Source organism: Lacrimispora sp., assembly GCF_032078915.1.
GTDB lineage: Bacteria > Bacillota > Clostridia > Lachnospirales > Lachnospiraceae > Lacrimispora.
In genome coordinates this window covers 33,005-45,716 of the sequence record NZ_DAMAUN010000049.1, presented here as the reverse complement: position 1 = coordinate 45,716, position 12,712 = coordinate 33,005, and the positions used below count along the sequence as shown (strand labels likewise).

General features: G+C 41.8%; 15 protein-coding genes. 14 read left to right on the top strand and 1 reads right to left on the bottom strand.

All coding sequences use genetic code 11. From position 1 onward, the window contains the following. From RT269_RS18255 to RT269_RS18245, 3 genes are all read left to right on the top strand, one after another. Positions 1–226 (top strand): aldo/keto reductase (locus RT269_RS18255; protein ID WP_313184699.1); only part of this gene is annotated, 226 nt, incomplete at its 5' end. A gap of 68 nt (positions 227–294) precedes the next feature. Next, positions 295–1,473 carry an iron-containing alcohol dehydrogenase gene (locus RT269_RS18250; protein WP_313184697.1) on the top strand — a complete coding sequence of 393 codons (1,179 nt, stop codon included), beginning with the start codon at positions 295–297 and terminating at the stop codon, positions 1,471–1,473. Positions 1,474–1,527: 54 nt separating this feature from the next. Further along, positions 1,528–2,442, top strand: coding sequence for an aldo/keto reductase (locus RT269_RS18245; RefSeq protein WP_313184695.1), 915 nt, complete (start codon positions 1,528–1,530; stop codon positions 2,440–2,442). A 110-nt stretch (positions 2,443–2,552) separates the two neighbouring features. Here RT269_RS18245 and RT269_RS18240 read toward each other — a convergent pair whose 3' ends face one another. Further along, on the bottom strand, positions 2,553–3,383 hold the full coding sequence (locus RT269_RS18240; protein ID WP_313184693.1) for a class I SAM-dependent methyltransferase: 831 nt from the start codon (positions 3,381–3,383) through the stop codon (positions 2,553–2,555). Positions 3,384–3,873: 490 nt separating this feature from the next. On the opposite strand from RT269_RS18240, the gene RT269_RS18235 reads away from it, so the two are divergent. From RT269_RS18235 to RT269_RS18185, 11 genes are all read left to right on the top strand, one after another. Continuing rightward, positions 3,874–4,431: a flavin reductase family protein gene (locus tag RT269_RS18235; RefSeq protein WP_313184691.1), complete on the top strand. Its 558-nt coding sequence runs from the start codon at positions 3,874–3,876 to the stop codon at positions 4,429–4,431. A 114-nt stretch (positions 4,432–4,545) separates the two neighbouring features. Then, a complete protein-coding gene (locus tag RT269_RS18230; protein ID WP_313184690.1) occupies positions 4,546–5,301 on the top strand; it encodes a MerR family transcriptional regulator in 756 nt (251 codons plus the stop codon). A gap of 151 nt (positions 5,302–5,452) precedes the next feature. Next, the gene (locus RT269_RS18225) at positions 5,453–6,277 is read left to right on the top strand and encodes an AraC family transcriptional regulator (RefSeq protein ID WP_313184689.1); all 825 of its coding nucleotides are present in this window, start codon (positions 5,453–5,455) and stop codon (positions 6,275–6,277) included. 23 nt (positions 6,278–6,300) lie between these two features. After that, positions 6,301–7,191, top strand: a complete 891-nt coding sequence (locus RT269_RS18220; protein WP_313184687.1) for a DMT family transporter — start codon at positions 6,301–6,303, stop codon at positions 7,189–7,191. A gap of 316 nt (positions 7,192–7,507) precedes the next feature. Further along, a complete protein-coding gene (locus RT269_RS18215; protein ID WP_313184686.1) occupies positions 7,508–8,071 on the top strand; it encodes a PadR family transcriptional regulator in 564 nt (187 codons plus the stop codon). A gap of 157 nt (positions 8,072–8,228) precedes the next feature. Then, positions 8,229–8,708: a flavodoxin family protein gene (locus RT269_RS18210; RefSeq protein ID WP_313184685.1), complete on the top strand. Its 480-nt coding sequence runs from the start codon at positions 8,229–8,231 to the stop codon at positions 8,706–8,708. Between the two features lie 558 nt (positions 8,709–9,266). Beyond that, the gene (locus RT269_RS18205) at positions 9,267–9,728 is read left to right on the top strand and encodes an N-acetyltransferase (protein ID WP_313184684.1); all 462 of its coding nucleotides are present in this window, start codon (positions 9,267–9,269) and stop codon (positions 9,726–9,728) included. Positions 9,729–9,856: 128 nt separating this feature from the next. Further along, entirely contained in the window at positions 9,857–10,135 is a 279-nt protein-coding gene (locus RT269_RS18200) for a CD3324 family protein (protein WP_313184683.1), read from the top strand. 146 nt (positions 10,136–10,281) lie between these two features. Next, positions 10,282–11,580 carry an RNHCP domain-containing protein gene (locus tag RT269_RS18195; RefSeq protein WP_331664193.1) on the top strand — a complete coding sequence of 433 codons (1,299 nt, stop codon included), beginning with the start codon at positions 10,282–10,284 and terminating at the stop codon, positions 11,578–11,580. A gap of 235 nt (positions 11,581–11,815) precedes the next feature. After that, positions 11,816–12,181 carry a MarR family winged helix-turn-helix transcriptional regulator gene (locus RT269_RS18190; protein ID WP_313184681.1) on the top strand — a complete coding sequence of 122 codons (366 nt, stop codon included), beginning with the start codon at positions 11,816–11,818 and terminating at the stop codon, positions 12,179–12,181. Positions 12,182–12,207: 26 nt separating this feature from the next. Beyond that, positions 12,208–12,711, top strand: coding sequence for a nitroreductase family protein (locus RT269_RS18185; protein WP_313184680.1), 504 nt, complete (start codon positions 12,208–12,210; stop codon positions 12,709–12,711). The last annotated feature ends 1 nt before the right edge of the window (position 12,712 follow it).

Genomic DNA, 12,712 nt, shown 5'->3' with positions numbered 1-12,712 from the left:
GATGCAGTCACTGGCACAAAAGTATGGAAAGTCCATCGCCCAGATTTGCGTGGGGTGGAGCCTGGAACGCGGATATCTGCCGCTGCCGAAATCCATCACGCCCGAACGCATCCGGGAAAATGCTGATGTATTTGATTTCCGGCTTTCCCCTGAGGATGTGCAGACAATTGCCGGCTTAAAAGGCTGCTGTGGATATTCTGCAGATCCTGATACAATCACATGGTAAGACAAAACAAAGCCAATAAATAAACCAAAAAACAAACCAATAAATAAACCAAAAGAAAGGGTAAAATAATGCTTAATTTTGATTTCTATTCACCGGCACGTATACTATTTGGAAAAGACACGGAGAAACAGATTGGTGCTCTTTTAAAACCCCATGCAACCAAGGTTCTGCTGCATTACGGCGGAGGCAGCATTAAAAAGAGCGGACTTTATGACACGGTGGTCACTTCACTGAAAGAGAATGGGCTTTCTTATGTGGAACTGGGCGGCGTGGTGCCAAATCCCCGTCTTTCCCTGGTACATGATGGAATTGCCTTATGCAAAGAAGAAAAAGTGGATTTAATCCTGGCAGTGGGCGGCGGAAGCGCCATTGATTCTGCCAAGGCCATTGCAATGGGTGTATATTATGATGGTGATGTGTGGGAGATTTATGAACAAGGCAAAGCAATCGAAAAGGCGCTGCCCGTAGCTACCATTCTTACCATTCCTGCTGCAGGAAGCGAAGCAAGCGGTGACACAGTAATCACAAATGAGGAAAAACAGCTAAAATACGGTTATGGCAGCCCCCACCTGCGTCCTTTGCTCAGCGTCATGAATCCGGAATTGTTCTGCACCCTGCCAAAGAATCAGATCGCCAACGGTGTGGCCGACATGATGAGCCATGTTTTTGAACGTTACTTTACCAACACCACACATACCGATCTGACGGACGGTTTGTGCGAAACAGTATTAAAGACCATCATAAAGAATGCTCCGCTTGTCCTTGAAAATCCCGGGAACTACGATGCATGGTGCGAGGTAGGTTTTGGAGGCACAGTCGCCCATAACGGTTTAGTTGGTATGGGACGCGAACAGGACTGGGCCTGTCATGGCATGGAACATGAACTCAGTGCCATCTACGATGTGGCGCACGGAGCCGGTCTGGCTGTACTTACTCCTGCATGGATGCAGTATGTATACAAGGACAATGTGAACATGTTCGTACAGTTTGCGGTCAATGTCATGGATGTGAAGGGCAGCTATCGCGATCCGGACGCAATGATTCAGGAAGCGGTCTTACGTCTCCGTGAATTTTTTAACAAGATGGGGCTTCCGGCAACCCTTGGAGAACTTGGAATCGACGCAAGCCGGCTTGAAATAATGGCTAAAAAAGCGACAGGTGCTGCATTTGGAAATGAGGCTCCCATTGGCGGCTTAAAAAAGCTGTACTGGCAGGATGTCCTTGAGATTTATAAGCTGGCTCAATAAAAAATAGTCTGAAAAAGAGAATACAATTTAATTCTGATAAGGAGGTTCAATGTCATGAGAACAGTTAAGTTAGGGAATTTGCAGGTACCGGTAATTGCAGTCGGCTGCATGCGTATCAATAAACTGGATAAGTCCGAAGCAGAGCATTTCGTACAGGCAGCACTGGATTTAGGCACTAATTTTTTTGATCATGCGGATATCTATGGCGGCGGTGTATGGGAGGAGATATTTGCAGAAGCGGCACATATGAACGCGGCTGTGCGTGAAACGATGTTCCTTCAATCCAAATGCGGAATCCGTCCAGGTATCGCTTTCGATTTCTCCAAAAAACATATTTTAGAAGCAGTAGACGGCAGCTTAAAAAGGCTGAGAACGGATTATCTGGATGCATTGCTGCTCCATCGTCCGGATGCTCTGGTGGAGCCGGAAGAGGTTGCCGAGGCATTTGACATCCTGCAAAGCACAGGTAAGGTACGTAACTTTGGTGTATCCAATCAAAATCCCATGCAGATACAGCTGCTGAAGAAGTTTGTTAAACAGCCGATCATTGCGAATCAGCTGCAGTTAAGCATTACAAACGCCAACATGATCTCCCAGGGGATTCATGTCAATATGCTTGATGATCAGGCGGTGAACCGGGATGGCAGCATAATTGATTTCTGCCGCTTAAATGATATCACCATTCAGCCCTGGTCTCCCTTCCAGTACGGATTTTTTGAGGGTGTATTCCTTGGCAATGAAAAGTTTCCAAAGCTCAATGCCAAGATTGATGAAATTTCCGCTAAATATGAGGTCAGCAACACGACAATCGCCATGGCGTGGCTGCTGCGTCATCCGGCCCATATGCAGCCTGTGACAGGGACCATGAATGTGGAGCGTTTGAAGGATTGTGCCAAAGCCGCCGATCTTAAGCTGACCCGGGAGGAATGGTACGAGATTTACCTTAGCGCCGGGAACATTTTACCGTAAGCAAAAAGATGCACATATACGGCGGTTATCTTTCAACCGCCTTTCAAAATCCACCCTGCTGAATTATAGTTCTTTATTCGGCAGGGTGCATTGATGAGATCACGTTCCATTTATTTTTCCAGCAGTATAGAAATCGTTGTGTTCTCTGTACGATAAGTGCCTCCTGCAACATCTCCAAACACTTCGCATACTTTGAAACCCACATCAGCCGCTTCTTTCATTAACATTTCTCTGGTAAAACAGGTATTCCATAAATAGTAAGAGATAGCTCCTGTATCAGAAACAATAGAAGTTTGTTCTAATGTTACATTTTCTGGATACCGATAGCATCCGTTAAATGCAATATAGTTCTCTTTGCGCCAAAATCCCCCATCCATAAAAATTTCCCAAGTTTGTTTTTCTTCAAAATCGTTATACTTAGCCATTGAAAAAACATCCAATAAGAACCTTCCCCCAGGTTTTAGATGACGATATACCGCAGTCATTACCGTATGCCTGTCTGCTGTTGAAAGCGCACCGTAGTCGCAATAGATCATTGTTGAAAAGTCATAGTTACGGTTCAAATCCATGGTTAAATAATTCTGATACAAGTATTGAATATCCAAACTTCTTTTTTTTGCAGATTCTATGGCGTAGTTTATAGATCGTTTGGAAAAATCAATTCCCGTCACCTGATAGCCCATTTGTGCAAATCTTTCCGCATATATTCCTGGTCCGCAGCCAATGTCAAGAAGCTGTTTGTACTTTGACGGTGGTGCAATCTCTTTTATCCAAATAGCAGATTTATCTATGAACGCTAACGTTCTGCTTGCACCTTCAAAGCCAGGATCCAGATGGGCTTTGAGCATTTGCCTGGATATATGCTCATCATCCCAAAATGGAACTGCTGTTTTCGTGTACAGCGGCGGTCTTTCTAACATTGTAACTAAGCTTTTAAACATAATGTTTTCTCCTTTCAAAAATGAGCAAAAGAAAAAGCCGTAGATTTTACTCTACGACTAATCTCCCTGGGATAAAGATAGAAGTTAAGAGTAAAATAAAATCAAACATCAGGCACAAAAACAAAACTGTGTTAACAGCTCGTTCATAAACCTATTGAATTGATTTTATCTGCTCTTTTCCAGTGATATCCATGTCACCGATTATGTGGCATCGGATATGCCGGACTTCCATCACCTTTTCTGTAAATTTTATGTTTTTATTTTATAGTACATGACTTACTTTGTCAACAATATCTGACAGACGTATGGGTTCCCTTATGAGGGTATGATAATTTTAATATGAGGTATCAAACAAAAAAAGAGTATTCCCATGGGGCGCACTCTATCTATATGATAATCGATCAGAAAGAAAAAGTCTATATTTTTATAAAATTTTATTATATAATTTTCGCTGTTGCAACAAATATAAACGATTGACAGGAGAATAAAAATGACAAAAACAAAGATAGCAAATATCCCTTATGGACCGTATGTTACTGTTTTAGCAGGGGCTTCTGTAAAAGGAAAGCCCAATTATGCCACCATTGGAGCGTATGGGGTTGTAAGCCAAAAGCCTGTACTTTATATTTCTCTAAAAAATACCCATTACACAACAGCCGGTGTCATAGAAAATGGATACTTTTCTGTAAACATTCCCTCTTCCGCTGATATAGGGAAAACGGATTATTGCGGGACTGCAACAGGAAATAAAACAGATAAATCAACCATTTTTGAGTCATTTTACGATGATGCAGGGAATGCTCCCATGATAAAAGAGTGCCCGGTAAATTATCTTTGTAAAGTAATTCAGACGATTCCGATCTTTGACTTTACCATGTTTCTCGGAGAAATTGTTGCGGCATATGCGAATGAAGATTGTCTGGAAAATGGCAAACTAAATGCTTTAAAGGTCAATCCTACCATCATGATGGATTCTGGGTATTTTGATATAAAGGACAGAGTGGGTTCCATATTTCAAACATGCAGCGGGAATCAAAAAGTAAAGTAGGTATTTGCCCGAACCGGCTGAAGAAAAATCTGACATCAGGATAAATCTTTCATAAAACGGTTGACATTAACGCTGCGTAATAGTTTATAGTGGGTTTTGCAAGGGGGTGAAAAGATGGAATATACCATCAACAAGCTGGCGAAATTAGCGGGGGTCAGTACAAGAACACTAAGGTACTATGATGAGTTGGGATTGCTTTCACCTGCCCGGATCAGTTCCAATGGATACCGGATTTACGGACAAAAGGAGATCGATCGGCTGCAGCAAATCCTTTTTTACCGTGAACTGGGCGTATCCCTGGAAGAAATCCGTAATATTCTTGCTTCCAAAGACTTTGACGGACTATCGGCGCTGGAGAGCCATTTGACCGCCCTGCTTGCCAGGCGAGAGCAACTTAATTTGCTGGACGCCAATGTCGAAAAGACCATTAAGACCATGAAAGGAGAAATGATAATGAGTGATCAGGAGAAGTTTGAAGGCTTCCTTCAAAAGCTGGTGGATCATAACGAGCGTCAATATGGAGAGGAAGCCCGGGCAAAATACGGGGATGAGCGCATAAACCGCTCCAACACCAAGGTTTTAAATATGAGCAGGGAACAATTCACTGAATTGGAAAGGCTGACGGAAAATTTGAACGAAACATTAAAAGCGGCCTTTGAGCAAGGCGACCCAGCCAGTGAACTGGCGCAAAAAGCCTGTGAGCTGCATAAAAAATGGCTCTGCTTTTATTGGGACGATTACAGCAAAGAAGCTCATAAAGGCGTGACACAGATGTATGTGGATGATCCGCGTTTTACTGCTTATTACGATAAAATCTCACCCGGATGTGCAGTGTTTCTTCGGGACGCAGCAGCGATATATTGCAAATGATTTATATAACGACCGAAAGACAGAAAGCCCGCCTGCTGGAAAGCAGGCGGGCTTTCTGTCTTGATTGATGGGGTAGGGCAATATCATACAAGCATTCTATGATCTCTTGTGGTACACTGGATATCAGATAATCGTGAAAGGGGGCGTATGAATGAAACAAGAGATAAGAACTGTAAAATATGATGCCGAATTGAACGTGGAAGCCTATCATTTTCAAGGAATTATGCAGAAGTTTCCCAATCATTTTCATGAATATTATGTGATTGGTTTTATTGAAAAAGGACAGAGGCTTTTATCCTGCAAAAACAAGGAATACACCATAGAACCGGGAGATTTATTACTGTTTAATCCACATGACAATCATGCTTGTGAACAAATCGATGGTAAAACACTGGATTATCGCTGTATCAATATTCAGCCGGAAACCATGAGCAGGGCAATCTTTGAAATAACAGGAAAAGAATATTTGCCTTATTTTACACCTCAGGTAATATTTCATAGCGAATTGGTTTCTGTACTCCGGGAATTACATCAGATGATGATAGAGGAAGACAGGGATTTTAGAAAGGAGGAAATCTACTTTTTCCTATTGGAGCAATTAGTGGAAGAATATACAGAACAGCAGGTTCCGGCAGTCCGTGCAGAGCAAAGTATGGAAGTAAAAGCAATCTGTGAATTCTTAGAAGAGCATTACATGGAGAACATTACACTGGCTGACCTTTGCAAGCTGACCGGGTTAAGTAAATATTATCTGCTTCGCTCTTTCACCAGGCAAAAAGGCATTTCCCCTTACAGATACCTGGAAACGATACGGATCGATAAAGCAAAGAAAATGCTGGAACAAGGTCTACTGCCAATGGAAGCAGCATTGCAGACAGGGTTTGCCGACCAAAGTCATTTCTCTAACTTTTTTAAGAAGTTCATAGGACTGACACCAAAACAGTATATGAAGATTTTTATGGAGAAGCAAAGCTGATTAATTCTATCGAAAGGGTTTACATGGACAGAAAAAAGGATATTCAAGGACATCTGTTTGCATTTATGACAATTTTTATTTGGGGTACGACTTTCATATCGACCAAAATACTTTTAAAAGCGATTTCTCCAATTGAAATACTGTTTTTAAGATTTACAATAGGATTCATTGTGCTGCTTGCGTTTTACCCTCATAGGCTCAAAATCAAGGAAAGAAAACAGGAGTTTTATTTTGCTGCGGCTGGTTTGTGTGGTGTCACACTATACTATTTGTTTGAAAACATTGCCCTGACTTACACCTTTGCATCCAATGTAGGGGTCATCATTACGATTGCACCGTTTTTTACTGCCATTTTTGCACACCTGTTTTTAGATAAAGAAAAATTAAGATTGCAATTTTTTATAGGTTTTGCCGTTGCGGTTATGGGAATTATTCTCATTAGCTTTAATGGAAGCAGTAATTTTAAATGGAATCCATTGGGAGATATATTGGCTGTTCTGGCCTCTGTGGTATGGGCAGCCTATTCTGTCCTGACAAAGAAAATCAGCGGTTTTCATTACAACACGATCCAAGCGACACGTAGAATCTTTTTTTATGGGCTGGTGTTCATGGTACCGGCATTATTCGTATTTGGGTTTGAACCAAAGATCAATCAATTGATGCAGCCGGTTATTCTGTTTAACATTTTGTTCTTAGGGTTGGGAGCATCTGCCCTTTGTTTTGTGACATGGAACACTGCGGTAAAAATATTGGGGGCAATAAAAACCAGTGTTTATATTTACTTGGTTCCAGTAATAACCGTTATTACCTCCGTGATCGTACTTCGTGAAACGATTACCGGTGTTGCTGTATTCGGGATTGTACTTACATTGTCGGGATTATTTATTTCGGAGATTAAAACCTCTGCAAAATAAAAAGAGCTTAAGGGATTCTCCCGAAGATCAGGTCGGTACCGAGATTTTGCCTGAACCGAACGAACATCCTGCCGTTAAGGAATATCAAAAGAAATTATTTGCCGACGGTATTCCGGTGACCAGGATCCATTAAATAAAATGCTGTGTTTTTCATGGAATTTGAAAAGCATAGCTTTTTTATTGCCCTGAAGAGCACCAATATTCTCAGAATGACAGCCAGGGAGATAATTTGGAAGATTTACAATCGAAACATCTTGACAAGATATATCATAATAATATATCATGATGATATATTAAGCAACCAAAAGGTGTACAGATGAAAGAAAATACAGGGAAATCAAAATATGTAATACTGGGAATGCTCGCCCGCATGCCGCAGACGGGTTATACCATAAAAAAATGGATAGAGAACGAATACAGCCATTTCTGGCAGGAGAGTTATGGTCAGATTTATCCGACTCTCAAGAAAATGGTGGCTGAGGGGCTTGCCGTCACCTCAAATAATACACAGACGGGAAATGGACGGGGACAGATCGTATACAATATCACTGACGCAGGCAGAAAAGAGCTCTCAGATTGGCTGAGGGAGGAGCCGGAAATCGAGAGGATCAGGTACGAACTATTGCTTAAAGTTTCTTTTGGTGAAAACACGGAGCCGGAGGTGCTGCTCGGTCATCTGGACAATTTTATCAGAAGGAATGATAAGCTGGTCAAAGAAATGAAGGGCTATATGGAGCTCTGCGGGCAGTTTAAGGAACAGGATATTGACTGCTCCTACAGTCAGCTGACCGCACTTTGCGGTGTTTATGTTTATTCTGCAATGAGGGATTGGGCTGTTGAGGCAAAGAAAATTATAATAGAGAAAGAAGATGATAATTAACTGAATCATATTATTTAGAATGTAACTATTAACCGTATAGACGAATTAAGAAGAGAGGGATCTTTCATAAACTTACCCATTCATCTATACCACAAAAAGAATAAGCTTATAACCCGTTTTTTACAGGCTATAAACTTATTATATAAGGAGAATCGCTATGAGCACTCTGGTTGTATATTTTTCGTTTACTGGCAGTACGAAACCCATTGCAGAAAAGATTGCAGAAACGCTTGGCGCTGACATTACGGAGTTAAAGACAAGCAAAAACTATCCGACAGGAGGATTCCGGAAATACTTTTGGGGAGGAAAGAGTGTCATTTTTGGTGAGGAGCCAAAGTTAACAAACAAACCTGTTGATTTAAATCAGTATGACACGATTATAATTGGAACACCCATCTGGGCCGGGTCATTTACACCGCCAATTAAAAGCTTTATCAGCCAAAACAATATCCAGGGCAAACGGATTGCGCTGTTTGCCAGCCACGCAGGAGGCGGAGCCCAAAAGTGCTTTACAAAACTAAAGAAAGAGCTTACTGGGAATGAATTCATCGGTGAAATCGATTTTGTAGAACCAAAGAAAAGCTTAGAGGAAAATTTACCGAAAGCTGTCAGTTGGGCCAAGGGCCTTGCGATCTGATCAATACACACGATTGTCTGCCAAATATGAGACTTTAGAAAAGAATGGGCATTTAAGATTTTTACTATCTTAAAAAGTATGAACAGTTTTTTCGCTCTGTGTATGCTAAAAAACGAATAAAACAATAGAAAAGCAGCGCATCACAAAAAACAACTTGCAAAGTTTTGAAAAATTCGTTATGATAATTTTAATGATACAAAGGGAGGTGGCTTGATGTCGTCTATTCGCTAAGATAATGAACAATAAAATTTAGCTCTCATATCACGAGGGGTTTTTTGTTGTACTTATTTTGCGGATATATGAAGCTCAGGCTGCCTGTAATTCGATTGAAAAATTATAGGTTTTATTTGCGCAGGCAATGAATCAGGTGAACATAAATGGAAGTTCGCCAGGAGACTGCCGCAATTCCGTAAGAAACCAGCAAAGCGTGTTTTTTACGCTGGTGTGCGATAAGTAAGCAGATAGCTCTAAGTGACAGAGTTATCTGTTTTTTATTGTTCAGAATATCGCATAATGGAATTAAATTATTTCGCTCAAAAGGAGAAAGTATATTTTATTATGATCAGAGAATTGAAAGAAACCGATATCCATCAAATTATGAAGATATGGCTTGATACGAATATCAAAGCCCATCATTTCATTGACAGCAGCTATTGGTTAAAAAGCTATGTAACAGTCGAAAAAGTGCTGCCCCAGGCAACTGTTTATGTGTATGAATCCAATGGTCAGATCCAAGGATTCCTTGGACTGAACGGGGATTACATTGAGGGGATTTTTGTTGATGCAGACTATCAATCCAGAGGAATTGGAAGAGAACTGCTTGGTTATGCCAAAGAGAGGCATAACAAACTTCTTTTAAATGTTTACAAACGAAATGAGAGGGCAGCAGCGTTCTATCTGAGAGAAGGCTTTGCTGTTTCGGCGGAACAGATTGAAGAGGAAACAAAAGAACGCGAGCTCACGATGGTATGGAAGCCGCTTGAAGCAGAACATTGTACTGCTTATAAACAACCTTTATGAGAGGAGGAAGCATTTTATGATATTTAGCCCGGTTCGTTATGCATAGCAAGGGCTATTGCATGGCATCAGAACATTGATACTTGTATAGCCTTTGCCCATTCCTGAAAATACAGATTGGGAGGAGCATAATGAGCTATATCAAAGCAGCCGATGTGCTGCCAAAAGAAATAATAGATTTAATACAAGATTATATAGACGGTGAATATATTTACGTTCCAAGAAAAGAAATCAATCGCAAAGCATGGGGAGAAAACACCAGAAGCAAAGAGATGATTCATTTCAGAAACATGGAGATCTACGAAAAATATACAAAAGGAATATCAATAGACCATCTTTCGGAGACTTATTATTTATCACCCAAAAGCATACAGAAGATTATTGCAAAATTAAAACTGAAGAATCAGTAAACAAAGAAGCGCCATGAAACCGCATGGTGCTTCTTTGCTTCTGAAACGTTAAGTCGGTTGCCGCTATATAGAAACAGAACCTATAATATCTTATGAAAAGAGCAAGTGCAGCTTAAATGCTTGTTCCTGATCAGGAGGTAAAATAGGTGACTAAGAAAAAAGAGATTAAAATCAAAAAGGATATAAATACGGAAGCTTTTCAGGCTGCGGTTGTAAATATCATGAATAAACAAGTGAAAGTATTATCAGAAGGTGAAGTCTTTTCTTGCCTGCTTCCCGGTTCTTTGATCTCGAATAAGGATCCCCTGGTTGTTGGTGATAAGGTTGAAGTAGGAGATGCCGGAAACGGCCAATATAAACTAATACGTGTACTCCCAAGAAAAACTGCCTTATATCGGGGAAACCGCCGTTGTCCAGAGGAGAAGGTACTGGTAGCAGCGAATGTTCAGTGTCTTTTGGCAGTGGTGACTGCAGATTACCTGCTCAATCAGGCTGGTTACCTGGAATCGGCGATCATTGCCGCCAGACGCGCAGATATTCAAGTAGGCATATTTATCAGCAAATGGGATCTGCTCGGGGAAAGCGCTCAGGCTCTGTTAGAGGCCAAACTGGAACTTTATAAAAATACTGCTGACTTTGTATTTGCAGGTTCCGCCCGTGAGCGGCAGGAAGAACTATTTAAAACAGTTGAGGGAAAAACTGTGGTTGTCGTTGGTGACAGGTCCTGCGGAAAAACAACTCTCATACGTGGGAGTGATCCCCGCTGTCCGGTGCCGGGCACTCATGCCAGCGTATTGGAGGTTGGCCTTAAAGGAACCTTATGGATTGATACGCCGGGGTTCCGGGATTTTGCCCTGCAGCAGATCTCCGAGGAGGAGCGAAACGCGGTGTTCCCTGAGCTGGCACAATTAACAGAAGGCTGTTATTTCAGGAACTGTACTCATGTCCACGAAGATGGGTGTCAGGTTCTTGAGGCCCTTCGCGCAAAGAAACTTAAAAGAGAACGATATGATGCTTATCAGAAGATGACTGATGTCAAAGCCGCTTCAAGCATTACCCCCAAAATTGATTACCGGCATTCTGCCTGCACAGAGAGCTTCACATGCAAAGTCTGCGGAACGCTTGTGGTGCCGGAGGGAGCCGGGAGCCGGCATCGAAACCATTGCCCCAAGTGTTTGTCAAGCATTCATATAGACAATGATCCTGGCGACCGAGCTTCCCTTTGCAAAGGAATTATGGAGCCGGTCAGTGTTTGGGTACGCAAGGGAGGCGAATGGGCGATTATCCACAGATGCCGAATGTGCGGCACCTTGAGTTCCAATCGAATTGCAGCAGATGATAATCCAGCCATGCTCATGTCCATTGCAGTAAAGCCATTGGCTATGACACCATTTCCACTGAATAAATTGGAGGAGCTGTTTGATCAGAAAGAGAATCGTAATTAGGGCAGCAGATACATACGCCCTAATTTTTTTTACTGCCGCCAGGGAGCTGCCAGCTTCACAGTTCCTATTTTTGTGAATATTGGACTTGACAGTAAAATAAAGAAATGTTATATTTGTATGTACAAACAAAGGAGGGAATGTTTTGGATTGTAATAAGGAATCAAACGATCAGGAGTGTATGCTTAATGGCTGCCTGTTTTTTACTTCTGCGAAACTCGCCCGGGAATTGGGAAAAATGGCAGATGAAGCCTTCAGCAAAACCGGGTTGTCACCCAGCCATGCAATGCTCCTGTATATTGTAAACTTAAAAGGTGGTATACCACAGAAGGAAATTGGCGAAATGCTGCATTTGACACCGTCAACCATAACCCGCCTGCTTGAAAGGCTTGAGCGAAAAGGACTTATTGCTAAACAAGCGGAAGGAAAGAATGTATATCTTAGTACGACACCAGAGGGTCTGACCATGCAAAGTGAAATTTTATCAGCATGGAATCAGCTTCAAGAGAAATACAAAGACGTTTTGACAGAAGAAGAAACCCTTAAATTTATAGAAATCAGCAACAAGCTTCTTGAAAGCCTGGACAATAAAAAAATTAAATGAGAAATCAAATGAAGGAGGTCATGTCTATGGAAGAAATTTATATCAGAAGAAGTATTCGTAAGTTTAAAGCGCAGGAAGTGGAACCTGAAAAAATTGATAAGCTGCTGCGCGCAGCCATGCAGGCTCCATCGGCTGCCAATCAGCAGCCGTGGGAATTCATTGTGGTAAAGAATAAGGAAAGACTGGCTCAAATTGCTCAAACGTCTCCTTATGCGAAACTGGCTGAGAATTCCGCTGTAACCTTTGTCTTGCTGGCCAATGACAAAGATTTGAAGGTACCCACCGGTTGGGAGCAGGACATGAGCGCTGCGGCACAAAACATGCTTCTGGAAGCAGTTCATCTGGGACTTGGGGGCGTATGGCTTGGCGTTGCCACATCCGATGTTGTTACAGAAAATGTGAGCCGTTTGTTTGATCTTCCGGATCATATCAGGCCCTTTGCGCTGATTTCCATCGGATACCCTGATGGACAGCATAATGAATTTGTTGACCGTTATAGGGCCGATCGGGTGCATTACGAAATCTGGTGAC